We start from the raw sequence: 23,978 nt of genomic DNA, 5'->3' as shown, positions 1-23,978 counted from the left end.
GGTCAGGGCGTGGTGCTGGCCGCCAGCAGGTGGTTGATCGCCCAGCGCAGCGCCAACGGTTTGAACGGCTTGTTGAGCAGGGACAGCCCAACGCCGCGCACCGCCTCGCGCGTATCGCTGCCGGCATCCGCACTGAGGATCACCGTCGGCCGCGGCCCATGCATGCCTACCAGCCGCTTCCATAGCGCAACACCGGTATCGCCATCATCCAGGTGATAGTCGAACAGCCACAGCGCCGCCTCGTGCGCTGAGGGTCCGATGTCATCGGCGTTGCCTGCCGCGATGACATCGCAACCCCAGGAAAGCAGCAGCTGCCGCATCGCCTCCAATGCGTCCGGGTCGTTGTCGACCACCAGCACGCGGACTCCCTTGAGCGCGCTGCTGCCGGCTGCCGGCGGCGAGCTGCGCGGGGTCGCAGGTGGTGCTGCGCGTTGCACGCTGATCGAGAAGGCCGAGCCGTGCTCGGGCACGCTGCGCAGGTGCAGGGGTGCGTGCAGCAGGTCGGCGATGCGGTGCGCGATGGTCAAGCCCAGGCCCAGTCCCTGGCCGTTGCTGCGATCGACCCGGTGGAACTCCTCGAACACCACCGCCTGCTGCTCCGGAGCAATGCCGGGGCCGGTGTCATGCACACCGATCAGCAGTGCCTGTCCCTGGCGGCGCACACCGAGCAACACACCGCCATGGCGGGTGTAACGAATGGCATTGGCTAGGAAGTTCTGCAGCACACGGCGCAGCAGCAGCGGGTCACTGTGCACCCATGCCTGGGTCCGCACGTAACGGAACTGCAGGCCGCGCGCCGCCGCCAGTACCGCGAACTCCTGCGCGAGCGGATCCAGGACGGTCGACAGCGCGAAGGGGCGCGGATCGGCGACCAGCCCGCCCGCCTCAAGACGGGAGATATCCAGCAGCCCGGACAGCAGGTCGTCGGTGGAGTCCAGCGCACCACGGATCTGGCGCAGGAAACTGTCGAGGAACTCCGATTCGATGTGCTGCGACATCGCATCGGTCAGCAGCTGCGCCGCATGCAGTGGCTGGATCAGGTCGTGGCCGACCGCCGTCAGGAAGCGTGTCTTGGCAACGTTCGCGCGCTCGGCTTCGTGCACTGCCTGTTCCAGCCGTGCGGTGCGGTCCTGTACGCGGCGCTCCAGGGTTTCATTGCTGCGCTTGAGCGCTTCCTCGGCGCGGCGGAAGGCGGTGACGTCGGTGAAGGTGGCCACGTAGCCACCGCCGGGCATTGGATTGCCACGGATCTCGACGATGGTGTTGTCGGGGAAGATCCGTTCGGACAGATGCGGCGTGCCACGCCGCATGTGTGCGGCGCGACGCTGCAGGGCCTTGTCGCGAGAGTCACCCGGGCCGTCGCCGATCTTCAGTTCGGCCAGCGCCCACGCTGTCAGATTGACCACCGGCTGCCCGACCTGCAGCAACTCGGGCGGAAACTTGAACAACGCGGCGTAGCGGCTGTTCCAGGCCACCAGCTGCAGCTGCGCGTCGACCACGCTGATGCCCTGGCTCATGTTTTCCAACGCCGCTTCCAGCAGGCGCTGGTTGAAGCGCAGCGCCTGGGTGGCTTCGCCCACAGCACGGGTCACCGCATCCAAGGGCGCGGCACCGCCATCGCGAGCGGCCTCCACCAGCAGGCGCGCCATGCCCGCGCCGACCACGGCGCTCAGTTCGCGTTCGATGGTGATGACCCGGTCGTCGTCCAGCAGCTGCCCGGCATGCCCATCCATCAGTTGCCGGGCCCGCTCCTGGCCGAGGAAGCGTCCGGCCGTCCTGCGCAGCGAGGCTGCTGCCACCGCATCCCGTCGTCGCGGCAACGAGGGACGCACCGCGCGCGACACCAGCGCAACCGTCAGCAGGTTGACCGCCAGACTGGCGCCCATGCTGATGGCGATATGGCCCGACTGCAGGCGCAGCGAGACCACGGACAGCCAGTGCAGGTCATCGGGCCCCGAGGCGGGGGGCGAGGCAGGGATCACCATCGGCAGCAGCACCAGCCACAGCCAGGCCAACGACCCCAGCACGATGCCGGCGATGATGGCCGGAGAGGGCGTGCGCGGGCGATACACCGCCAGCAGGACCGCCGGCGCCAGCTGCGAGAGGGCGGTGAAGGACATCAGGCCGAAATCGCTGAGTGCCTCGGTGTCGCTCATCGCCCGGCTGTACAGCCACGACATCAGGAACACGGCGAGGATGCCGGCACGGCGGAAGGCCAGCACGCGTGGACGCAGGTCGGCCGCCGCGGCACCGCCGGCAATACCGTCCAGCAACCGTGAGCCGAAGCCATGGTTGCCGAGCATGATCGACAGGGTCAGCCCGGACAGGATCATCATGCCGGTGGCGGCGCTCAGGCTGCCCAGATAGGCCAGCAGCGCCAGCAGGTGGTGGCCACCGGCCTGCGGCAGCGCCAGCACGTACAGGTCAGGCGACACCGATGCGGGCAGCTGCGCGGCACCGGCCAGCGCCATCGGCACCGACGGCAACCCGATCAGCAGCAGGTAGACCGGGAACAACCAGCGTGCCGTCCTCAGGTCCGAGGTCTGGCGCAGTTCGACCACGCCGACATGGAACTGGTGCGGCAGGGTAAACGCGGAGATCGCCCCCAGCGCGACCATGGTCAGATAGTCCGGCATGATGGCCGGTGGCGGCAGCTGCGCCATCTTTTCCAGCAGCGGCGTGCCCGCCTGGCGCACCGACAGCGCCGCATAGAGGCCAATGGCGAGCAGCGCCACCAGCTTCAATACCGACTCCAGCCCCAGTGCGACCACGATGCCACGATTGGGCTCGGTGGCCGATGCCTTGCGTGCACCGAACAGCAGGGTGAACGCCGCCATCGTCAGGGCGAACCAGAACGACATGTCCAGCTGCGCGGCAGCAGGCGCGAAACGATCGCCCAGCAGCGCGCCCAGGCCCTGACTGACGGCTTTCAGCTGCAGGGCGATGTAGGGAATGATGCCGAACAGTGCCACCAGGGTGATGGTGAAGCCGAGGCCGCGATCGGCACGCAGTCGTGCGACGACCAGATCAGCGATGGTGGCACTGTTGTGCTGCTTGGCCAGCCGCCCCAGGCGGAGCAGGAACGGCAGGCCGAAGGCAAAGATCAACGCCATGCCGGCCAGGGTGGGTGGAATGGGGAAGCCCCATTGCAGTCCCTGCGAGGCCGCGCCGTAGTAGGTCCACGCGGTGCAGTGCACGGCCAGCGACAGCGCGTAGATGAGCGGCCATGCCTTCGAAAGCCGGTGCCCCCGGCGCTCACCCCACAGCGCCACGCCAAACAGCAGTGCGGTCCATGCAATGCAGGCGAAGAGGACGATGGAGGGCGTCAACATCGCTCCAGTGTAGGGAGAGAACCGGGCAGGGTGGTGCTAGGGGACGACCACGATCAGTGACAGCTGCTCAGCGACCAGTGCCAGCTCGCCATCGGCAACCCGCTCGACGGCCTTGCGCTGGGTCAGCAGCCACTGGCCCGGCTGGCGCGCGTCCAGTGACACCAGCTGCGAGCGCACCCGCACCCCGGACCCGCTGGGTACCGGCGCCAGGAAGCGGACCTTGTTGAGGCCGTAGTTGAGCACATGGGCGATGCCGGGGAAGCCGGTGAGGGCGACCACATCGTCCTGCACGGTGAGCGAGAGCAGCAGGAAACCGTGCGCGATGGTCTGCCCGCCCGGCAGCTGCGTCTGCGCGCGGCCTGGATCGACGTGGATCCAGTTGTGGTCGCCGGTGGCGTCGGCAAAGGCATCGATGCGCGCCTGGTCCACGTGGGTCACGCCACTCACCCGCTCGCTGGCCGCCCACTGCTGCAACGCCTGCAGCGCGGGAGGCAGATTGCTCTCCGCACTCACGCCACACGCTCCAGCAAGGCCAGGATCGCGTCACGTGCCTCTGGCTCGGACAGCATCGGAGCGTGTCCCACATCCGGCACTTCCACCAGGCGGGCACTTTCCGAGGTGGCCGCCATCTGCCGCGCGACATCGGCCGGCAGGATGTCGGACAGCGCACCGCGCACCACCAGTACCGGCACCCGTGCGGTCAGCCCACGAACCGCACGCCACAGCACCGGCCGCAGCAACCACAGCAGCCACGGACGTGTCGTTCGGATCACGGCCGGATCGTAATCCAGCTCCAGCAGTCCATCGCTGCGCGGGCGGAAGGTGCGCACCGCCATCTGCCGCCAGTCGTCGGTACTGAAGCGAGGGAACGCGGCCTTGCCGATGGATTCCACGTAAGCGGTGGCCTGCACCAGGTCCATCGGCGGCACCGACTTGCCGGCGTACTTGCCGATCCGTGCCAGCGCCTCACGCGGCACCTTGGGGCCGGCATCGTTGAGCACTGCGCCCGCGATCCGCTCGGGCGCGCGCGAGGCGAGGGTGATGGTCACCAGCACGCCCAGCGAGGTGCCGACGAATACCGCCTTGGCGATGTTCTGCGAGCGCAGCAGCGCAACCATGTCATCCGCATAGGCACGCGGGTTGTAGCTGGACGGGTCATATGCGCGTTCCGAGCCTGCGCGACCGCGCAGGTCGACCGCGATCACGCGCCAGCCCTCGGCGGTGAGCACATCGGCAAGCGCATCGAAATCGGCGCCATTGCGGGTCAGCCCGGGAATGCAGACCACCGTGCCACGCGCTGCCCGCCCCGCATCGGGTGCATGGTCGCGCGCGTGCAGGCGCAACCCATCATTGCTGTTCCAGTAAAGGTCGTCGTAAGACTGCGTCATGCAGAAGCTTCCTGGAGATCGTAACGGATGCGCTAGAAATCGTAACGGACGCTGAGGCTATATTGGCGTGGCGGACCATAGAAGCCAATCAGCGTGCCGACCGCCGGGATGTTGTAGCCGGTGGTGCGGTATTCCTTGTCGGCCAGGTTGGTGCCCTGCAGCGAGAAGGTCCACGCATCATCCAGGCGCCAGATGACGCCGGCATTGACCAGCCCGTAGCCCTGCTGGCGGATCACCGGGCTCAGGTCGGTGGTCGGCCACACCTCGCTCTGGTAGCTGTAGCTCACCCGTGCCGACAGGTTGCTGCCATTGGCCAGCTCGGTGCGGTACTCCACGTTGAACGCGCCCGAGAACTCCGGCGCGTTGGTGAACTTCATCTGCCTGGCCACGTTGACGCCACGATCCATGTACTCGTCGTACTTGGTATCCAGCCACGCCAGGTTGCCGGAAATCAGCCAGTGCTGGCTGGGCAGGTACTGGTACTCGACTTCCAGGCCTTTGACCGTACCTGCGCCGGCATTGGTGAAATCACCGAAGAAGGAGTCATCGACGCCATCGCCATTGGTATCCAGGCCGGTGAACACCGACAACTGGATGTCCTTGTACTTGTTGTAGAAGGCCGACAGATTGAGGAACAGGCGCTGGTCGAGGAAGGCCATCTTGCTGCCGACCTCGTAGCTGTCCACGGTCTCGTCGTCGAACGGCTCGGCCGAGCGTGGCACGGCCACAGCGTTGGCGCGGATGTTGTAGCCACCGGACTTGAAGCCACGCGTGGCCAGGCCGTAGACCATGATGTCCGGAGTGATCTGGTAGTCCAGCGAGACCTTGGGCGAGACGTTCTTGAAGTTGGTCTTCTTGTCGAAGTCCGCGGTCACCGCCACCGGCCGGCTGAAACCCGGGTCGGCGTACAGGCGGTTCAGCACGATCGCGCGCTTGTCCTCGTCGGTGTAACGGGCGCCTACATCCAGCTTGAGTTTGCTGGTCAGGTCGAAGGTCCAGTCCGCGTACAGCGCGATGCTGTCGGTCAACACCTTGCCCTGGTTGTCGGCGAACTGCGCACTGAAGTAGTTGTTCTGGATCTGGCCGCCCGCCTCGCCACTGAACTGGTACAGGCCGACCACACCGCGCACCCGGCCGCCGGCATCGTAGTTCAATTGCACTTCGTTGCTGACCTGGTCGTCGTGATAGGTGCCACCCACGTCGGCCAGCTTGACCGGCGCGGTATCGAAGTCGATGTTGGCCTCGCTGTCCGATTCACGCTTGGCGACCACGTACTTCAGCGCAATGTCCTCGTTCGGCCGCCAGTTCACCGTAGCCGAGGCACCCTTGCTCTCCACGTTGTTGAGGTTGCGCATGCCCGAGCGGATGTCATAGCGGCTGTCCATCGGCGGGTATGCGCGCAGGAACGGATTGGGCGCCAGCATCTTCGAACCGCGCATGCCGGACTGGTCATCGATCCAGTCCAGTGCGAACTGCACGTCGAAGTCATCGCCCGCGTACGCGCCGACGTTCAGTCGGGCGGCATTGATCTGCTTGTCGCTGACCGGCTGGCCGTTGAAGGTGTTCTCGCCAAACCCGTCGTGGTTCATGCTGGCCACCGCCACGCGGGCGCGCAGGCCACTGTCGGCGCCGCCAATCGGGCCGCCGATGGCCGCCTTCGCATCCAGCTGGCTGTAGTTGCCCACGGTGATCTGGGCGAAGCCCTCGGTCTGGGTGGGCAGGCCGCGCGAGATGTACTTGATCGCGCCGCCGATGGTGTTCTTGCCGTAGAGCGTGCCCTGCGGGCCGCGCAGTACCTCGATGCGCGAGACATCGAACACATCCAGCAGCGCACCCTGCGGACGTGCGATGTAGACGTCATCCAGGTAGATGCCGACGCCCGGGTCCGCGCCCCAGGTGGGGTCGGACTGGCCGATGCCACGGATGTAGGCAGTGACCGTGCTGCTGGCGCCGCGCGCCGCGTAGATGGTCAGGTTGGGCACCTGCGCATCGAGGTCGCTGATGTCCTGGACATTCATCTTGTCCAGCGCCTCGGAGGTAAATGCGGTGACGGCAACCGGCACCTCCTGCAGGGTTTCCTCACGCTTGCGCGCGGTGACCTTGATGCTGTCCAGGTTGGTCGGCGAAGCGGATCTGCCTGCCGTCGGTGATTCCTGTGCCAGTACCGGCCCCGTGGCCAGCAGCGCGCCGATCATGAGACTCAAACAATTCCGTTTCATTCGGTCCTCCCCCAGGCATGAGCGTGCGGATGGCCCATTGCCACCCCTGCAGCCAAGGCTAGCGGTGTCATCGGCCAGCAGCGAGTGGACCTAGGTCCAGTCGGCAGCGGCCCGTGGATGCGGATACTGGGCGCGCCCCCAGCCGGAAGCGGTCCCCGGTACTCCTTCATCCACGACTCACGCACGAGGATCTGGTCATGAAATCCGGAATCGATTCGATCAAGGCGGTACTGCTGGTGTTGTGCAGCTGGCTGGCGATGGCGGGCAGCGCGGTTGCCGCTGGCCCGGCCGGTCATTGGGATATCGGCCTTTACGGCAATCTGTTCGGCGCCCGCGAGTACCAGGTATGGGTGCCGGCCGGCTATGACGACAGCCAGCCGCTGCCGCTGCTGCTGGTGCTGCATGGCTGTGTGACCGGGCCGAACCTGATGGGCGAGGCGTCAGGCTTCAATGATGTGGCCGACACGGAGGGGTTCATCGTGGTCTACCCCCGGCAGAACGTCACCTCCAATCCGGCCCGCTGCTGGAACTGGCAGCTGCCGATCAACCAGGCCCGCGACAGCGGCGAAGCCTCGATCCTGGCCGGCATCGTGGACAAGGTGAAAGCGGGCTACAGCGTGGATCCGCACCGGGTGTATGTCACCGGCATTTCCGCGGGCGGCGCGATGACCTCGATCATGCTGGCCTGCTATTCGGATGTGTTCGCTGCCGGCGCCATCCATTCCGGTGGCATGTTCAAGGGTGCGACCACGATTTCCGGTAGCGCCTATGCGTTGCTGGCCGGCAGCATCTATTCGCCGGACAGCAATGGCCGTCTGGCCTGGCAGTGCTCGGGATCGCCGTCGCCGCGACCGCTGCCGGTGCTGGTGTTCCATGGCAGCGCCGATCTCACCGTCAATCCGGTGAACGGCCAGCAGGCCGTGCGCCAGTTCCTGCAGACCAATGATCTGGCCGACGACGGTCTGGACAACGACTCGGTGAAGTACGTGCCGACCAGCACCTATCACGGCCAGGTGCCGGGTGGACGTGCGTATACGGTGGATACCTACGCCTACGGTGGCAGGACGCTGGTGCAGCACTATGTGGTGCAGGGCATGGGCCATGCGTGGAGCGGCAGCCAGTCCGGCCTGCCGTTCACCGACCCGAAGGGGCCGGATGCCACGCTGATCACCTGGTTGTTCCTGAAGGACTACCAGCGCTGAGGGGAAGGACAATCCTTGCCGGTGCGGGAGCCACGCGCTCCCGCATCCGTCAACGTGGCTCCTGCGGCCGCTGATCGTCGGCGTCCGATGCCCGCTGCCGAGTGCCTCGCTCCGCCAGGAAACGCTTGGGCGGCGCACCCACGGTCTTGCGGAACATGGTCACGAACGCTCCGGCACTGTCATAGCCCAGGTGGTCCGCAACGGCCTGTACTGTCCTGCCTTTGGCCAGCAGCGGCAGCGCGACCACAACATGCAGCTGCCTGCGCCAGCGCCTTACGCTTAAACCGGTTTCTCCAGAGAACAGGCGCGACATGTTGCGCTCGCTCATTCCAATCCGGCTCGCCCAGACTTCAAGCGTTGCCCGTTCGGCTGGCGTGTCCAGCATTGCGTTGGCAAGCCGGCGCAACCTTGCATCGGATGGCATGGGCAGATGGAGCCACTCCGGTGGCGCGGCGATCAGCTCATCCAGGAACACGGCCATCAGGCGGTCCTGCGCGCTGCCGGGCTCGTAGTGCCCGGGAAGGGCGGACGCCCGCTCCAGCAAGGCCTGCATGAACGGGGTGATCGCCATTGCAGCGCAGTGCGTCGGCAGCCCCGGCACGACACCGGGTTCCACGAACACCACGAACCCGTGCGGCCGCCCACTGCTGCTGGCCCGATGGGACAGGCCACCGGGAATCCAGATCGCACCCTGTGGGGGAACCACCCACAGGCCGGCTGCAGTCTCCAGCATGATCAAGCCGCGCGTGGCAACCAGCAGCTGTGCCTTCCGGTGCGCATGGAAGGGCATCTGCCAGGCATCTGGAATGGGGTCCAGCCCAAGCACCATCACCGGAAGATCGACACGGTCCGGATAGTCGGGCCCAACCTCGCTCAGCCCCGCAATCGAAATCTCCACGGCGGCGCCTAGGTCCGAGAGGGACGCCGCACAGCACGGTGGCGCTCACTGGTCATCGTGTGCCGACCCCGGTTGGCGCCGGTGCCAGACACAGATCAGTCCCATCAGGACATGGACGATCGGCGTGTCCTTTCCTGCGGGTTCGGTGGTCCGTGGCTGTTCAATCACGCTGACATCCTCTCTTGTTGAGGATGGGAAGCGTATGGGTCAACCCGACAGGCGTCATTCGACAGTTCCGCCAGGTGATTCACCAATCCGGCCATCTCTGTCGACGTGGCCCCAGGGAGGGGAGGGTTCGGCCCAGGATTACAGCGCCGGAACCGTGATCCTCTGCAGGTCGAGCTTGGCCCTCAGAGCGTAGTGCTTGCGGGTGACCGGCACGACGCAGGTCAGGCGAGGATCGACATAGTCCTTGAACAGCGGCGGACGCGGGGAAGACAGGTAGAATCCGCGATCCTGCTTGACCGCCGCCGGCAGCAGAACCTCGCTGAGGTCGCTGTCGGAGGCATCGGTGACGAGGCAGGGCGCATGGCTGAACCCGAGCCGGCGCAGCAGGTACAGGCGATGGGAGCCATTGGTCAGCACCATGCGCCTGCCGAACCGGGTGGCGCTGATCAGGTTGTCACTGAAACCCAGATAGATGACGACGGCGTGGCTGGCTGCGCCGAACGGCTCGTAGTCGGCGATGGCAGCCGGATCGAGGGTCGCCACATCGAGGAAGCGCAGGTCGTTCGAGGTGGACGCGAAGGTGTAGCTGCCATCGGACTGGGTGAAGCGCACTTCCGGATGTGCATGGCTGCCGCTGCGCGCGACAAGCTGCATGACCTCCTGCGCGGTGGGCGAGGCGGTCAGGGATGCCGCCAACTGATCGATGTGACGCAGGTTGATGCACTCCTGGAAGATCACCAGTCGATCGATCTCGACCATCTGCCAACTGCGTGGCAGAACACTCGTCATCCGGTGCATCGAGGGTTGTCGCAGCGTCTGCTCAGCCAGCGGCAGCATCTCATCCGCCAACGCATGGACATTGATGGCGTCGGCCTCACCGGCTTCCTTCTGCTGCAGCCTCAGCACCTCGGCACGTGCCGTCCGCCATTCCTCCACCAGCGCAGCCTCGTCGAAGCGTCCCGGGGGGCAACGCTCCCGTACGAAGCGGATGAGCTTCGGCAGGGGAAACATCCCCTTCAGCAGAAGCGTGGGATCCAGCCCGTCAGCACTGATTTCGGTGTTCATCCCTCTTGCCTCTCATGTGTCGCATCGACAGCGGGCCGTTGGCGTCGTTCGTCACGCCAAAATAATATGTTATATCGTAACATTTCGATGCCTTGGCGGCAATCGCCCCGCACTGTGGCGGCGATGGTGGCTTGGCTGCTCCGTATCCAATGCAACGCGATCCAACGCAACGCATGGATACATCCACTGACTAGAGGAGATGTTCATGAACGAGCTGATTGAGCTGGGTGTAGTGGCAGGACAGCAGAACCCTGAGGATCAGGGTGTGGGAGGCGAACTGATCGAGCTGGGCTCGGTGGTTTCGGAAACGAAGGCGCACAACCACGGCACGTTGTGGGATGGCGTGTTCCCGACCACGTCGCCCTGATCTTCCGCACAACGTCGCATCTGCGGTGCATGCCCTGCATGCACCGCTTCTCCGGTTCCGGCGCAGGAGCGCATGATGGAGCAGGCAGCCGCCCCGTACTTCCTGTCAAAGCACGCCCACGTCTGTGTCACCGGCGATGCGATGGTGATTCTGGACCAGGCCACGGGTAAGTATCTTTCCCTTGAAAGGCGCGGCGCCGCGGGCCTTGGCAAGCTCGTTCTCGATTGGCCCCTGCAGTCCGATGACGCAAGCACGCCAAGGCTTCTGCAGGCCTTGATCGACCGCCGCCTGATCACCGCGGACCCGCTGCTGGGCAAATCCGCCGCCAGCCCTGCCATTACGCTGCCACGGTACTGGGTGCGCGAGGGCGCACCTCGCGGCCGTCCACCGATCATGGCTCGGGACCTGCGTCGTTTCATTGTCTCGTGTGCCCATGCCGCCTGCAGCAGAACATTCCTTCCTTTCAGTGCCACGGTGTCTGCCGAGCGCCGTCGAGCGGATCACCACCACGGCACGCATGTGAGCATTGAAGAACTGGCGTCGCGGGTCCGGGTGTTCGACTGGCTACGACCCCTGGCCTTCAGGAAAACTGATGAGTGCTTTCTCTACTGCCTGGCGATGCGCGAGTTCCTGTCGAAGTACGGCATCGTGCCGCGCTGGGTGTTCGCGGTCAGAACCCAGCCGTTCGCCGCGCACTGCTGGTTGCAGCACGGCGATCACGTGCTGACCGACATTCCCTTCAACCTGCGCCGGATGGTTCCCATTCTGGTGCTGTAACCAAACCTGACGCATGTACCGATACATCGCCGTGCTCTGGAACACCCTCTCTGACGCCGCAACAGCCCAGGCGCAACAGGCCGTGCAACGCATCGAGGCCGCGCTGCCTGGCATTGGTTGCGTGTTGAACGACAACGGTGCTGCGATCTATGCGCAGAGTGACAACCCCGGCTATTTCGAATCCAGTCGATCGGATGCGCTGGTGGTACTCGGTGCGTTGTTCCACAAGGATTTCAGCGAAGGCACCGTGCCCGGCCGCGTGCGCCTCGATGCGGGCTCGGCCGACACCGCCTGCAGCAGCCTTGGCCGGAGCATCGTCCAGCAGTACTGGGGGCGATACGTGGCGTTTGGCTACCAGCCAGAGACAGCGAGTTGGTTCGTGCTGCGCGATCCCACCGCGGAGATCCCGTGCTACATGACCACCGTGGGCCAGTTGACGGTGGTCTTCTCCAACATGGAAGACTGCCTGCTGCTGGGCCTGCGCGAGTTCAACGTCGACTGGTCATTCCTGTCCTATTCGCTGCTGTATCCGTTTCGTGATGGCCTGCAGACCGGCTTTGAGGAAGTCACTGCCGTCGAAGCCGGTGAGGCGGTTTCGATCCGGAACGGCGAACCGGTGGGCCGGCAGTGCCAGTGGAATGTGGTGCGGCTGGCCCGCGACGCGCCGATCGAAGATCTTCAGCAAGCCGTGTCGCTGGCGCGTTCCACGCTGCTGGGCTGCATCGGTGCACTGGCCAGCCCGCACCGGCGCATCCAGCTGCAGCTGTCGGGCGGTCTGGATTCCTCGATCATCCTGGCCGGCCTGTTGCAGGCGCCGTCGGCACCGGAGGTGACGTGTGTTCACCACTACGATGATGGCATCGGCGCCGACGAACGGCTGTTCGCGCGGATGGCAGTGCAAGGGGCCAGTGATTCCTCGGGCAGGCGTTGCGAATACATCGAGTACCGAAGGCAACCTCACTGCGCGCTGGAAGAGATCATGACCTTCCCGCGTACAGCCCGGCCGGCGCATTGTTCCGGCTATCTTCTCCACCGCCGTGACGTGGCCTTCGACGGTGACACCGTGCAGTTCACCGGTGTTGGCGGTGATGCGGTGTTCCTGCGTTTCAAGGGCAATGCCGCTGCGATCGACTACGCCTGGCGGCGCGGCATCGACCGGGATTTCTTCCGCGTCGCCTTCGAAACCGCGCAGTCCGGCGATTCACTGTACGGCGTGCTGAAGGATGCGATGGTCCATGGTCTGCTCAAGCGGCCAGGCAGCATCAATGGCCGTTGGGGCAAACCGTGCCCATGGGTGCGGGTGGACCGCGCCGAACAGGATGGCCTGCAGCCGGCCTGGTTGCGGCATGCGCAGGCGCAGGGCCATCGCGTATCACCCTACAAGCTGGCCCATATCGGCCGGATGGTGTTCCCGACCAGCGTCCTTGATCCGTTCGAAGGCGCCGGCCACTGGCATGGTGTATCGCCGATCAGTGCGCAGCCGCTTGTTGAACTGTTCGCGCGCATTCCGCTGCACCTGCTCATCGCGGACGCGGAAGACCGCACCATCGCGCGGCGTGCAATGAAGGGACTATTACCGGATGCGCTGCTGTCGCGGAAGGTGAAATCCTATCTGGATGATCACTCCGTGGCGGTCACCCAGGGGCACAAGCAGTTCATCAGGAATCTGCTGGTTGACGGCATGCTGGCCAAGCGCGGCTATCTCGACAGCGCGCTGGCCGATGCCGGCATCCAGCAGGTCGGCCCGGACCACTCATCGCAGGTGCTCGGCATCTTCGGCCCGCAGATCAACATCGAAGCGTGGCTGCGGCGCTGGTCCGGCCAGCGTGGCGCGCAGGCGGCCGCCGTGGCCTAGGCGCTGCGGCTCATTTCTTCCAGGTACAGGCTCTCAAGATCGTTCGCGGTGATCGTGCTGGCATCAAGCGTCCTGCGCAGGCGGCCGGCCCGCATCAGGCCGATCGTGGTCGCCACCTCACGGGCACGGAACAGATCGTGGGTGGCCATCAGGATCGCTGTGCCGCGATCGCGTTCCCGCACGATCAGCTCGTGGAACTCGGCTGACGCCGTAGGGTCCAGGCCCGAGGTGGGTTCATCCAGCAACAGGGCCCTGGCTTCCTTGACGATGGCCAGTGCGATGCCGACCTTCTGCCGCATGCCCTTGGAATAGAGGCCCACGCGTCGCCCGAATGCGTCGGTCGCCAGGCCGGCGGACCTGAGTGCGTCCTTCAACCGCGCTGGCGAGCGTTCCTCGACACCGGCCAGGCGCGCGAAGTAGTCCAGATTCTCGTAGCCGGTCAGCTCGTCGTACAGCGCCACGGTCTCGGGGATGTACAGCAGCCGCCGGCGTACCTCCTGCGGCTGCTGGTGCGCACTGAGACCGTCCACTTCGGCCGCACCGGAGGTGGGTTTCAGAAAGCCAAGGAACAGCTTGATGGTGGTCGACTTGCCGGCGCCGTTGGCGCCCAGCAGGCAGAAGATCTCGCCGGGCTTCACCTCGAAGCTGACGTCATCCAGCGCCCGATGTGCACCGTGTTCCATGACCAGGCTTTTTGCAGACAGCATGTGGACGTCTCCTCAGGGCGTTGCCAGCCGGCTGCGCAATGCACCGGCTGCAAGCAGGACAAGCAGGGTGGCAATGATCAGTGCGGCGAGATCGGCCAGGACACCACGTTGGGCGACGCCGGCTGTTTCGTGGAACTGGAAGCGGGGCAGGGTGTCGTACTCTTCGAAGGTCTGCGGCGCGTCACGATCCAGATAGGCCTTGTGCAACAGCCGCCGCGCCTGCCAGAAGGAGTGGACCTGTCCCTGGAAGTCGAGCGCGCGGTCGGCATCCGAGCCTGCGATGCGGTCGAGCGCGTCCTGTGTCGCGACGGCCGGCAGCAGCAGCCGCACCTTGTCCAGAACCTGGCGATATGCGGCCTCGGCCTGCGCATGCGAGGCGATCAGGCGTTCCAGTTCCCGGTCAGCTGCAACCCGATCGGCGTAGGCCTGGCGCACAGTGTCGGAGATGACGGGGGACGGCGAATTCACTGGCGCCGACCTCGCATGCTCGCGCCGCTGGCGCGTGGCGATATCGGACTGCATCGCCTTTACTTCGGTGGCGAACTGCATCTGTGACGGCGGCGGCGCGATCAGATTCACCGTGGCCAGCGCCAGCGACGGCGCCATGACCACGATCAGCAGCCACAGCGCGCCGGCGGCGATGGCCGCCTCGGTGGTGCGCCGGGCAAGGCAGCCGATCAGCAGTGCAAGGGCCAGCCAGAACGCGCCGTACAGGAGGACGGTCAGGGCCAGCATGGCCAGGCCCGCAGGACTGCGCGCGCCGGCCCCGATCGTCACCGCCAGGAGGATGGCCAGTGCGGGCAGCAGCACCATCAGGCCACGGGCCAGCACCTTGACCATCAGCAGGCGCGTTGCCGACACCGGCTGTGACAGCACCAGCGCCGCGATGCCGCGCTCGCGCTCACGGGACCACAGATCGTGGGTGGCCACGAGAATGACCAACGGCAGCAGGAAGACGATGACGAAGGCGAGGTCGAACCGTCCCGCAGCCCGTGCCGCTGGATTGCCGATGTCGGCCCAGACGTGCTTGAGCAGCTGGGTCGGATCGCCCAGCGCGACCACATCGGCGGTGTAGGGGTAGGCGTCTGCCTGGCCGATCGACAGCGGTGCCATGGCGGCAGGCGCAAGCACCGGCTGAGTGCGGGGCAGCACCGAGGGCGCCTTGCCGACGAATGCCCGGCTGCGTTCCTTCGTCTGTTGTTCTTCCTGCTTGATCAGGGCGATGGCCGCCTCCCGCTGGTCCACCCATGCGCGGCCGTTCCACGCGGCGTAGGCACCCAGCCCGAGCAGCAGGACAAGCAGCACCGGCAGCGCTCGATCGCGCAGCAATCGGCGGATCTCATAGCGGGCAATCGACACAACGTTCATGGCGATCTCCCCAGCTTCCGAGCGGAGATGAGCACCACCACGCAACCCAGCATCAGCCAGGCCAGCAGAATGACGAGATTTCCGCGCTGCGCGGTAGCGGTACCGGCCAGGGTCTGTTGCGGCGGCCGGTAGTGCACTGAACGGGTGATGCCGGCGATGTCGGCCACATGCTTCCCGCCTTGTGGTGCCTTGTGCAGTTTCACTTCCTGGTTGAGTGCCTGGATCAACCGATAACGGTAGTCCTCCACGCCGCGCAGGAACGCCAGATGCGCCGGGAAATCCGTGCCGGCGAAGGCGCGCGACCAGGACTGCAGCGCCAGCGTCGGCGAGGCAAGGCCAAACAGGCGCTGGGTGGCGTCCTGCTGCTGGTAGGTGGCATGCAGGCGATCGAAATGGCGGTTGTAGACGCGCGTCGAGTTGGCCTCGGCAAACTCCAGCGCCACACCGCGGAAGTTCAGCGGCAGGTCGTCAACGCTGTCGACCCGGTAGCGCGCCATCAACGCCGTGCGCAGGGCATCAAGGCGTTTGTCGGCCGGGTCATGGCCATCCGCGCCGTTCTCCGCTTCTTCGGTCACGCCGGTCCTGAACGCCGGTGCCGAAGGGGTCGGGTACAGGGATTCGGCAACCGCAGGCGCCACCCTCGGCAGCAGCAGTGTGGACACCACCCAGAAGCCGAGCAGCACGACCAGTGACGTCCGTGCCGAGCCGGCAAGTGCCGACACCCCCACGGTAAGTGCACAGAACACCAGCAGATAGAGCAGGTAGGCGGCCGCCAGTGCGAGCAGGGCGGCAAGATCCGTGGCGTCGCCGTACTGGATGGACAGCCCCGGAAGACTGATCAGCAGCATGGCCAGCACCAGCAGCAGCGAGGCGGCCGCCAGGGCAATCAAGCGTCCACAGATCAGCACGCCGGCCGAGGCGCCGGTACCGAGTTCCTGGCGCAGCGTCTCGCAGGCCACATCGCCGGACAGTGTGGCGAACCCGGCGAGGATGATCAGCAGCGGCGCCACCACCTGCAGCGCCCACGCCGCAGAGAAACCCTCGAAGCGGCTGAGTGCGGTGCCACCATCCACGGCACGGTGCCGGGCCGGGTTCTGCGCGTGGCCTTCGATGAACACCGAGGTTCCCAGGTAGTCCGTCAGCCCCGGGTCCAGTGCAGCCAGTGGCCGCACAGGGGCAGCAATGGCACGCCCCACATGTGCGGCGCTATGCGGGTCGATTGTGCCCTGGCTGTCCCAGAGCCGCGCCTCTTCCTCGCTCATTGCCTGGCGCTCCTGCGCATGCAGGGTCAGGCGTGCAGCACCACTGAGCACCGATGCTCCCGCAATCAGCAACAGGGCAAGGGCGAGCCACAGCACGCGCCGCTCGCGCCACATCAGCGTGAGCTGGGTTGCCGCAACAGCAAACGCCTGCTGGATGGCCATGACGGACCGGGACAGGGCAGGGGCTTCGGCGCGCATGGCGGCTTACCAGCGGTGCGTCAGCGTCATGGACAGGAAGCGACCCAGCGCTGTTGCATTGGTGGGGTCATAGCCGGTGTTGATGCTGTTGACGATGAACGGCGGATCCCGGTCGAACAGGTTCTGCACGTTGAACGCAAGCGAGGTGCCACGCTGCGGGTCCGCCGATGCACCGAAGTGGTAGGCGAGGTTCAGATCTACGGTCGTCCAGGAGCTGATGTGGGGCCGGGCGACATTGGCGGGGTCGCGATAACTGTCCACGTAGTTCACGAAGATCCCCGCCGCGGCCTGCTGCCGGCTCAGCGCGATGCCACCGCGCATCTTGAGGTCCACCGGGTAGTAAACCGAATTCACCGCATCCACCTCGGGCGACGTACTGGTCACGCGCCGCTTCGACTCGATGATGTACTGCCCGGCCAGGTTCAGCCCGATGTGGGTCTGGCCGGCATCGAAGCCATAGGATCCGCTGAAGTCGACACCACGCTGCCGGGTGAAGGCGTTGTTGCGGAAGCGGTTGTCGAGGATCACCTGGCTGTTGGTTTCGTCCATGCCTGGCGGCAACGCATACGGCCCCACGCGCGAGACGAACAGGCCCAGCCCCGATACGCCCAGCTGGCGTGCCTGCTGGATCTGCTGCTGCGTGGGATTGGTGGTCAGGATGTCTGCGTAAGGTGCGGTGGACTGCAGGAACAGCGACGGGAAGCTGCCGCCGAAGCCGCTGCCGATACGGTCGGCGTATTCGATGTGGTAGTAGTTCGCATCGATCTTGAGCCCCGGCAGCGACGGCGGCGCGAACGAGAAACCGCCGGTCCAGGTCTTGGCCCGTTCGGGGCCCAGATCGGGATTGCCATTGGAGAGCATCATCAGGATGGTGTTGCCATTGGCTGCACTCGGGTTGGGCACGTTCGCCACCACCACGGTGTTGTTCAACTGCATGTCCTGGTACACCGGTGCCCGGTAGGAGCGGCCGTAGCTGGTACGGAACGAAAGCCCTTGGGTCGCCTCCCACAGCAGGCCAAACTTGGGGTTCAGCGTGGAACCGAAATCGCTGTAGTCGTCATAGCGCGCTGCGGCGGTCAGGGACAGGCTGCGCACGCCCGGCAGATCCTTCAGCAGCGGAACGTTGAGCTCGGCAAAAGCGGACCTCACGGTACGCTGCAGGTCGAGCGGCTTTTCCAGGCCGCGGTGATCGATCAGTTCATAGCCATCGCGGCGATAGCCCGCGCCGAATGCCGCGCGAACCCCACCGGCGGGCAGGCTGAACAGCTCACCGTCGGCGACCAGGTCCAGGTAACGCGATTCGGAGTTCGTATCGGTCGGTGGCGCCGTACTGGCCGAACTGCCGGTGATGGTGGTGCGCTGATAGGACACATCGCTCCTGCCGAACCCCGAATCCAGGCGCGCCAGCCACTGACGCGGAAGGTCCAGTGTCAGGCCGGCGAACAGGTCGAACTGGCGCGTATGCGGGAACAACCGGGTTTCGTCGGCCGTGCCGGAAATGGTGGTGTCCATCTCGCGCTTGGCGAACGAGCCGGTCACGTTCAGGGTCAGCACATCGCTGAGCTGCTGCACGCCGTCTACGTACAGGCTGTGGCGCTTCGAACCGGGGTAGAGGTCGTACGGCTTGACCCGCACGTTCTTCGAGAAATCCTTGTCCACCGCCGGCAGGTTGCTCTGCTTCAGGAACTCGTAGTTGGCCAGCACATGGCCACCATCCCACGACCAGCCTGCCGACTGCGAGGCCTGGTATTCCTCCATGCCGCCGGTGGTCACGGCGCCGTAACGCACAGCGGTCTCATACCCGGTGAAGTCGCGGCGCAGGATGATGTTGACTACACCGCCGACCGCATCGGTGCCATAGATGGCCGAGGCACCATCGGTGAGGATCTCCACGCGTTCCACCGCACTCAGCGGTATCAGCGAGACATCCACGTACTGGTAGCGGTTCGACGAGGTCACGCGGTGGCCGTTGATCAGGGTCAACGTGGTGCCGGTTCCCAGACCGCGCAGGTTGATGGCGGTGCCCTGGCCGAAGTTGTTGCCGGTATCGCGGTCGACGCCAAGGTTGGCGACGTTGGCACCATTGGCGCCACCGCCGAAGTTCTGCGGCAGTTTCTCGAACAGCTGCTGCACGGTGGCCACGCCGGTGCGGTCGATGGCCTCCTTGTCGATCACGATCACCGGCGAGGCGCCTCCGCCAGTGGCATCGCGGATGTTGCTGCCGACCACCAGCACCTTGTCCAGGGTGGCGGTCGGCGCCTCGGGTGCTGCGCCTGCGGCCCGCGAACGCCGGGCATCGCCGGGGTTCTGGGCGATCGCAGGCACGCTGGCCAACAGTGCAGCGGCAATGCTGAGGGCCATGAGCGCGCGTGGCATGGCAGCGGATACGTTCGTCATTCCCCGGTCCATCGATCCCATCCGAAAGTGGCCTGCGACGTGGCTACGTCGCTCCTGAATGGATATGTTATAGCATATCATTATAGGGTTGAGTCCACGCCGGAACCAGGCCGATGAAGAAGACTGCTGTTCCGCCGCCCGTCGCTGAAATCCTGGGCACGTACTGGAAGGCTGACCGCAGGCTGCTGCTGCTCATCGCCGGCAGTGTCGTGCTATCCAGCCTGGCCAATGTTGCGGCGCCCTATCTTTTCTCACGTCTGATCGACCGTCTGCCCATCGACGGGGTCGGCGCTCTCGCGGGCGGCTTCCTGCTGTATGCGGTCATGCTTGGCGCTGGCAGCGCCCTGCAGAACACCGTGCAGTACCTGTCGTTCCTCAGCGGCGAGAATCTTGGCTTCATCACCAGTACCCGCTACTTCGCCCGTCTGCTGAAGAAGACCAACAGCTTCTTCCTGGAGTACAACGCCGCCGAGCTGCAGGTTGCAGGGGAGAAAGGCCGTGGCGCGCTGAAGATCGTGGTGCAGCTGGGGCTGGTGGCCTTCATTCCCAGTGCCCTGCAGATCCTGCTGACGCTGATAACGCTGGGTGCGTTGATCAACCTGCAGGTGGTGGCCATCGTGCTGGCCTACGGCACGGTAGCCGTCACGCTTTCCGCCATCGCTACCCGGCGCGCACGCATCCATCGCGAAGCTGCGGTCGAGGCCGGCCAGCAGAACGCGCGCTTCGTCGGCAATGCCATGAATGCCATGGAGACGCTGCGCCAGTTCGGCGGCAGCGCCTGGATGGTGCAGCGCTTCGAGCAGAAGGCCCAGGAGGTGCGCGACAGCTGGCGCGCCTACGTACTGCAGCGGATCGGCTTCATTGCGCTGCTGGGCATCGGCCTGGCGGTCGAGTTCATCGTTACCTTCCATCTGTTGCTGCCGCGCTACCAGAGCGGCGGTCTGAGCGTCGGCGACATCGTCCTGTTCAATCTGCTGCTGCTCCAGCTCAACATGCCGTTCGAGATGATCGCCCGTTCGATCGATGACGTCGCGCGCTCGTGGAGCATGCTGGCTCCGCTTTCCACCTTGTGGGCGGCGCCCGAGGAGCAGCAGGTGGCCGATGCCCAGCGCTTCGCCGGGGAAAGCGGTGGCCTGGAGTTCCAGCAGGTCAGCCACCGCTATGGCAACGGTCGCGGGGTAAGCGATGTGTCCTTCGAGGCCGAACGTGGCGGCATCAATTTCCTGATCGGGCCGACCGGGGCAGGGAAGTCGACGCTGTTCAAGCTCGCCCTGAAATCGATCGATCCCCAGCGTGGCCGGATCCTGGTCGATGGCCTTGACCTGTCCCGGATCGACCGTGCGGCCTGGCATGCCGCTGTCGCGGTGGTTCCGCAGGATGTCATCCTGCTCAACGAAAGCCTGGCCGACAACATCCTGCTCGGGCGCGCGCGTGATGATGATCGGCTGCGGCATGCCGCACGCAAGGCTGCGATCCTGCCGTTGATCGAGGCGCTGCCCGAGGGGCTGGAAACCACGGTGGGCGAGCGGGGCCTGAAGTTGTCCGGCGGGGAACGCCAACGCATCGCGATTGCCCGTGCACTGTATGGCGAGCCGGCGATCCTGTTTCTGGACGAGGCAAGCTCCGCGCTGGATGAGGCCACTGAACGCGAGATCATGGACCATATCCGCGCACTGGCGAACGATGTAACCGTGGTGGCCATCACCCATCGGCGCGGCATCGTGAGCCCGACTGACCGGGTGATTGATCTCGGGGGCGATGCTTAGGGCCAGGAGGCGCTCCGCAGCCAGCGTGTTCGTCTCGACAATCGACTATCGTGTGCGCTCTTTCCTGATCGCCCTTCAAGCGCCAACGCATGGAAGCCACTTCGATGACCGTTCGAAACAGACGTTGGTTTCATGCCTTCGTCGTGTCCGTCGTACTCCTTGGTGCCGGATGCACGGGCGGGAAGGCGCCATCGAAGGAACCGGGGGCAGAGATCGACGAGGTTGCGCAGACCCTGATCGAGCAGCCCTTGCTGCACTCGGCCTCCATCGGCGTGGTGTACCGGGGCAGGACCTTCATCCGCCATCGCGGCGATATGGTGGCCGGTACAGCCGGCGCGCCGACCGATGCCACGCTCTATGAGATCGGCTCACTGAGCAAGACGCTGGCCGGCACCTTGATGGCCAATGCGGTGCTGGAAGACAGGGTGGGCCTGGAGGATGACGTTCGCACGTACCTGCAGGGCGACTATCCCAACCTGCAGTACCAGGGCCAACCCATCCGCGTCCGCCACCTGCTGTCGCACACCAGTGGCCTGCCGAACATGCTGCCGGAGCGCGCGAACACGGTACTGGAGGACTTTACCGATCACCGCACGCCGGGCGAACTCAATGCGCTCTACGCGCACTACGGCAAGACGGATTTCCTCCGGGACCTGCACGCCGTGCAGATCCCGCGGATGCCAGGCAAGGAATACGCCTACTCCAGCGCAGGGACCGAGCTGGCGGCGCATGTTCTGGAGGTGGCCTACAAGACCGACTACGCATCACTGCTGCGTGGCTTCTTCAGCGACTCCGCGGCGATGACCGGCCTCCGGATCAGGCTGGATGATGCCGAAGCGCCGCGGTTGGCGGCCGGCTATCACAGCGACAACCCCGTACCGACCACGCCGATGCCACAGTTGCCATGGGGCGCTTCCGGCAACGTCAAAGCAACCGTCCCGGACATGGTGAAGTACCTTCAGTTCCAACTGGCCAATGGGCCGGTGGTAAAGGAATCGCATCGCGCCCTGGCCAGATTCGACGACGAGTTCAGCATCGGCTACTTCTGGAACATCGTCGCCGGCGATCGCCAGAAGGGCGTCTTCTATGCCCACCACGGTGGCGTACCGCGCTCACAGTGCTACATCTACATCATGCCCGAGCACGATCTGGGCATCTTCGTGATCACCAACCAGAGTGGCGACCAGACCGCGCATGCCATGGAAGCGGCGATCGATGCCCTGGTCGGGAAGATTGCTGCAGGCAAGACCCCATAGTCCGGGGGGCGCCCGGCAGCGCCCGACTAAAGCAGCAACAGCGCCCCGATCAGCGCAGGCGGCATCACCAGCGCGCCGACGCGCAGGAAGTCGAGCGCGCTGACATGCTCGCCCTCGCGGCGCAGCGCCACCAGCCACAGCATCGTGGCCAATGAGCCGGTCACCGACAGGTTGGGGCCCAGGTCCACGCCGACCAGCAATGCGGCGCGGGTCTGTGCCGGCAGGTCGGCCATCTGGCCCAGCGAGCCTGCGGCGAGGCCGACCGGCAGATTGTTGGCCACGTTGCTCAGCAACGCCGCCGCGCCACCGGCCAGCCAGCTGGCCTGGTGCGGTGATGCCTGCGCCACGGCCTGCAGCGCGCTGGCCGCCGCCTGGATGACACCGGTCTGTGCTACCGCTTCCACCAGCACGAACAGGCCGGCCACCAGCGGCAGTACGCCCCATGACACATGGCGCAGCAGCGGCAACGGGCTGCGTCGTTGGCGCATCGCCACCAGTGCCACACTCAGCGTGCCTGCGCAGAACGTGGCCAGGCCGAGCGGGCCGTTCAGTGCGGAGGTCACCAGCAGCACGGTGCCGGTGAACAACACGCCCAGCGCGCTCAGCCGGCCGCCTTCGGTCAGCGGGCGATGCGCCGGCGCCGCCACCAGCGGCTGCGCGATCTCGCGCCGATGCACCCAGCGCAGCACCAGATAGGTGGCGCCGATCGCGGCCAGCGACGGCAGCGCGAACTGTGCCAGCCACTGCATCAAGGGCGGCATGTGCTGGCCGTACACCACCAGATTGGCCGGGTTGGAAATGGGCAGCACGAAGCTGGCCGCATTGGCGATGAACGCACAGACGAACAGATAGGGCAGGGGGTTGGCACGGGCCGCCTTGCAGGCTGCGTAGACCGCCGGGGTCAGCACCACCGCCGTGGCATCGTTGGAAAGAAACACGGTCACCAGCGTGCCGACCAGGAACACCAGGTCGAACAGGCGTCGTCCCGAGCCTCCCGCATGACGGACCGCGTACAACGCCAGCCAGTCGAACAGGCCTTCGCGCCGGGCCAGTTCGGCCAGCACCATCATGCCGACCAGGAACAGATAGACATCGCGGCCCTCGGCCACCGCGTGCAAGGTCGTGCCGACCGACATCGCTCCCAGCAGTGGAAGCAGAAGAGCAGCCCCCAGTGCCCACACGTACTCCGGAATGCGGAATGGCCGTAACAGCAGGCCTACGGTGGCAATGGCCACGGCCGCCCAGATGAGGAAAGAGGAGTAGGAAGCGAGCATCGGGCGGGGTGTCTCAGCGGCGCCGACGCGTACCTCGCAGGAACGCGCCCGCTGCAATCACGGCAGTTCGGGGAAGGCGGCATCATACTCCGTGAGCCGCGCCCGAGCTGTGGAGCCCAGCCCATGCTTGTCTGCTTGCCGCGTGCCCCCGGCACCCACGCTCCGCGAACGTTTTCTTCGGGCGCTCTTCACCGTCGCTCCGCTTAGAGTGAAGGCCACTCAAAGTCTCACGCATGGAATCAACGATGTCCGAATACCGGGACTGGATCTTCAATGCCAACGGCCGAACCCTGGTGGCCCGGGTGGAGCTGGATGGCGACGGCGGCGGCACCATCAACCGCTACCAGTTGACTCCGGGTCCCGCGCAGTCCGGGCTGTGCATCAAGGTAGCCTCGCAGGCCGAAGCCGCAAAGAAGCTCGAAACCGAGGTGGAGAAGCTGCTCGGCCCAGAGTGGTGAGAGGGCTTCGCTACGGCAGAA

At 65.6% G+C, this 23,978-nt stretch carries 18 protein-coding genes; 7 read left to right on the top strand and 11 right to left on the bottom strand.

Annotation, left to right across the window (positions count from 1 at the left end):
- Window positions 1-2: 2 nt before the first annotated feature.
- The 4 genes from ACZK3W_RS11890 to ACZK3W_RS11875 are packed head-to-tail and all read right to left on the bottom strand — an operon-like array spanning window position 3 to window position 6,915.
- Window positions 3-3,332, bottom strand: a complete 3,330-nt coding sequence (locus tag ACZK3W_RS11890; RefSeq protein ID WP_197615185.1) for a PAS-domain containing protein — start codon at window positions 3,330-3,332, stop codon at window positions 3-5.
- 36 nt (window positions 3,333-3,368) lie between these two features.
- Window positions 3,369-3,845 (bottom strand): MaoC family dehydratase, encoded by a 477-nt coding sequence (locus ACZK3W_RS11885; protein ID WP_180837156.1) that lies wholly within the window; start codon window positions 3,843-3,845, stop codon window positions 3,369-3,371.
- Window positions 3,842-4,720: an alpha/beta fold hydrolase gene (locus tag ACZK3W_RS11880; RefSeq protein ID WP_197615184.1), complete on the bottom strand. Its 879-nt coding sequence runs from the start codon at window positions 4,718-4,720 to the stop codon at window positions 3,842-3,844. The genes ACZK3W_RS11885 and ACZK3W_RS11880 overlap by 4 nt, the downstream gene beginning before the upstream one ends.
- 32 nt (window positions 4,721-4,752) lie before the next feature.
- Window positions 4,753-6,915, bottom strand: a complete 2,163-nt coding sequence (locus tag ACZK3W_RS11875) for a TonB-dependent receptor (protein WP_197615227.1) — start codon at window positions 6,913-6,915, stop codon at window positions 4,753-4,755.
- 221 nt (window positions 6,916-7,136) lie between these two features.
- On the opposite strand from ACZK3W_RS11875, the gene ACZK3W_RS11870 reads away from it, so the two are divergent.
- Window positions 7,137-8,141, top strand: coding sequence for an extracellular catalytic domain type 1 short-chain-length polyhydroxyalkanoate depolymerase (locus tag ACZK3W_RS11870; protein ID WP_012511117.1), 1,005 nt, complete (start codon window positions 7,137-7,139; stop codon window positions 8,139-8,141).
- Between the two features lie 49 nt (window positions 8,142-8,190).
- Here ACZK3W_RS11870 and ACZK3W_RS11865 read toward each other — a convergent pair whose 3' ends face one another.
- Both ACZK3W_RS11865 and ACZK3W_RS11860 read right to left on the bottom strand, forming a co-directional pair.
- On the bottom strand, window positions 8,191-9,039 hold the full coding sequence (locus ACZK3W_RS11865) for an AraC family transcriptional regulator (protein ID WP_100434674.1): 849 nt from the start codon (window positions 9,037-9,039) through the stop codon (window positions 8,191-8,193).
- Window positions 9,040-9,345: 306 nt separating this feature from the next.
- A complete protein-coding gene (locus ACZK3W_RS11860; RefSeq protein WP_180837153.1) occupies window positions 9,346-10,272 on the bottom strand; it encodes a hypothetical protein in 927 nt (308 codons plus the stop codon).
- Window positions 10,273-10,477: 205 nt separating this feature from the next.
- Here ACZK3W_RS11860 and ACZK3W_RS11855 point away from each other — a divergent pair, with 205 nt between their 5' ends.
- From ACZK3W_RS11855 to ACZK3W_RS11845, 3 genes are all read left to right on the top strand, one after another.
- Entirely contained in the window at window positions 10,478-10,639 is a 162-nt protein-coding gene (locus ACZK3W_RS11855; protein ID WP_012511114.1) for a hypothetical protein, read from the top strand.
- A 75-nt stretch (window positions 10,640-10,714) separates the two neighbouring features.
- Window positions 10,715-11,416, top strand: a complete 702-nt coding sequence (locus ACZK3W_RS11850; RefSeq protein WP_180837151.1) for a lasso peptide biosynthesis B2 protein — start codon at window positions 10,715-10,717, stop codon at window positions 11,414-11,416.
- Between the two features lie 13 nt (window positions 11,417-11,429).
- Complete coding sequence (locus ACZK3W_RS11845; RefSeq protein ID WP_197615183.1) at window positions 11,430-13,271, top strand: asparagine synthase-related protein; 1,842 nt, start codon at window positions 11,430-11,432, stop codon at window positions 13,269-13,271.
- On the opposite strand, the gene ACZK3W_RS11840 is transcribed toward ACZK3W_RS11845, so the two are convergent.
- Genes ACZK3W_RS11840 through ACZK3W_RS11825 form a run of 4 tightly spaced genes read right to left on the bottom strand, consistent with a single transcriptional unit; the run spans window position 13,268 to window position 19,203 of the window.
- Window positions 13,268-13,978, bottom strand: coding sequence for an ABC transporter ATP-binding protein (locus ACZK3W_RS11840; RefSeq protein ID WP_100468543.1), 711 nt, complete (start codon window positions 13,976-13,978; stop codon window positions 13,268-13,270). The two genes, ACZK3W_RS11845 and ACZK3W_RS11840, sit on opposite strands and share 4 nt — an antisense overlap.
- Before the next feature lie 12 nt (window positions 13,979-13,990).
- Window positions 13,991-15,346, bottom strand: a complete 1,356-nt coding sequence (locus tag ACZK3W_RS11835; protein ID WP_180837147.1) for an ABC transporter permease subunit — start codon at window positions 15,344-15,346, stop codon at window positions 13,991-13,993.
- Window positions 15,343-16,806 carry a DUF3526 domain-containing protein gene (locus ACZK3W_RS11830; RefSeq protein WP_180837145.1) on the bottom strand — a complete coding sequence of 488 codons (1,464 nt, stop codon included), beginning with the start codon at window positions 16,804-16,806 and terminating at the stop codon, window positions 15,343-15,345. Before ACZK3W_RS11830 ends, ACZK3W_RS11835 begins: the two co-directional genes overlap by 4 nt.
- Before the next feature lie 6 nt (window positions 16,807-16,812).
- Window positions 16,813-19,203: a TonB-dependent receptor plug domain-containing protein gene (locus ACZK3W_RS11825; protein WP_258015731.1), complete on the bottom strand. Its 2,391-nt coding sequence runs from the start codon at window positions 19,201-19,203 to the stop codon at window positions 16,813-16,815.
- Window positions 19,204-19,316: 113 nt separating this feature from the next.
- Here ACZK3W_RS11825 and ACZK3W_RS11820 point away from each other — a divergent pair, with 113 nt between their 5' ends.
- Window positions 19,317-20,969: an ABC transporter ATP-binding protein gene (locus tag ACZK3W_RS11820; protein ID WP_180837141.1), complete on the top strand. Its 1,653-nt coding sequence runs from the start codon at window positions 19,317-19,319 to the stop codon at window positions 20,967-20,969.
- 104 nt (window positions 20,970-21,073) lie between these two features.
- The gene (locus ACZK3W_RS11815; protein ID WP_258015730.1) at window positions 21,074-22,225 is read left to right on the top strand and encodes a serine hydrolase domain-containing protein; all 1,152 of its coding nucleotides are present in this window, start codon (window positions 21,074-21,076) and stop codon (window positions 22,223-22,225) included.
- A gap of 26 nt (window positions 22,226-22,251) precedes the next feature.
- On the opposite strand, the gene ACZK3W_RS11810 is transcribed toward ACZK3W_RS11815, so the two are convergent.
- Complete coding sequence (locus ACZK3W_RS11810) at window positions 22,252-23,499, bottom strand: SLC13 family permease (RefSeq protein ID WP_197615182.1); 1,248 nt, start codon at window positions 23,497-23,499, stop codon at window positions 22,252-22,254.
- A 245-nt stretch (window positions 23,500-23,744) separates the two neighbouring features.
- Here ACZK3W_RS11810 and ACZK3W_RS11805 point away from each other — a divergent pair, with 245 nt between their 5' ends.
- Window positions 23,745-23,957, top strand: coding sequence for a hypothetical protein (locus tag ACZK3W_RS11805; RefSeq protein WP_012511105.1), 213 nt, complete (start codon window positions 23,745-23,747; stop codon window positions 23,955-23,957).
- Window positions 23,958-23,978 lie beyond the last annotated feature (21 nt).

It is taken from the genome of Stenotrophomonas sp. 80084_Sma (assembly GCF_056481995.1).
The sequence above is the reverse complement of the archived record's forward strand: the minus strand, read 5'-3'. Positions and strand labels throughout refer to the sequence as shown.

Bases quoted from the DNA above. Each gene is read 5' to 3' on its own strand.
- ACZK3W_RS11890 (WP_197615185.1), bottom strand. From the start codon at position 3,332: ATGTTGACGCCCTCCATCGTCCTCTTCGCCTGCATTGCATGGACCGCA.
- ACZK3W_RS11880 (WP_197615184.1), bottom strand. From the start codon at position 4,720: ATGACGCAGTCTTACGACGACCTTTACTGGAACAGCAATGATGGGTTG.
- ACZK3W_RS11875 (WP_197615227.1), bottom strand. From the start codon at position 6,915: ATGATCGGCGCGCTGCTGGCCACGGGGCCGGTACTGGCACAGGAATCA.
- ACZK3W_RS11870 (WP_012511117.1), top strand. From the start codon at position 7,137: ATGAAATCCGGAATCGATTCGATCAAGGCGGTACTGCTGGTGTTGTGC.
- ACZK3W_RS11860 (WP_180837153.1), bottom strand. From the start codon at position 10,272: ATGAACACCGAAATCAGTGCTGACGGGCTGGATCCCACGCTTCTGCTG.
- ACZK3W_RS11855 (WP_012511114.1), top strand. From the start codon at position 10,478: ATGAACGAGCTGATTGAGCTGGGTGTAGTGGCAGGACAGCAGAACCCT.
- ACZK3W_RS11850 (WP_180837151.1), top strand. From the start codon at position 10,715: ATGGAGCAGGCAGCCGCCCCGTACTTCCTGTCAAAGCACGCCCACGTC.
- ACZK3W_RS11845 (WP_197615183.1), top strand. From the start codon at position 11,430: ATGTACCGATACATCGCCGTGCTCTGGAACACCCTCTCTGACGCCGCA.
- ACZK3W_RS11840 (WP_100468543.1), bottom strand. From the start codon at position 13,978: ATGCTGTCTGCAAAAAGCCTGGTCATGGAACACGGTGCACATCGGGCG.
- ACZK3W_RS11835 (WP_180837147.1), bottom strand. From the start codon at position 15,346: ATGAACGTTGTGTCGATTGCCCGCTATGAGATCCGCCGATTGCTGCGC.
- ACZK3W_RS11830 (WP_180837145.1), bottom strand. From the start codon at position 16,806: ATGCGCGCCGAAGCCCCTGCCCTGTCCCGGTCCGTCATGGCCATCCAG.
- ACZK3W_RS11825 (WP_258015731.1), bottom strand. From the start codon at position 19,203: ATGACGAACGTATCCGCTGCCATGCCACGCGCGCTCATGGCCCTCAGC.
- ACZK3W_RS11820 (WP_180837141.1), top strand. From the start codon at position 19,317: ATGAAGAAGACTGCTGTTCCGCCGCCCGTCGCTGAAATCCTGGGCACG.
- ACZK3W_RS11815 (WP_258015730.1), top strand. From the start codon at position 21,074: ATGACCGTTCGAAACAGACGTTGGTTTCATGCCTTCGTCGTGTCCGTC.
- ACZK3W_RS11810 (WP_197615182.1), bottom strand. From the start codon at position 23,499: ATGCTCGCTTCCTACTCCTCTTTCCTCATCTGGGCGGCCGTGGCCATT.
- ACZK3W_RS11805 (WP_012511105.1), top strand. From the start codon at position 23,745: ATGTCCGAATACCGGGACTGGATCTTCAATGCCAACGGCCGAACCCTG.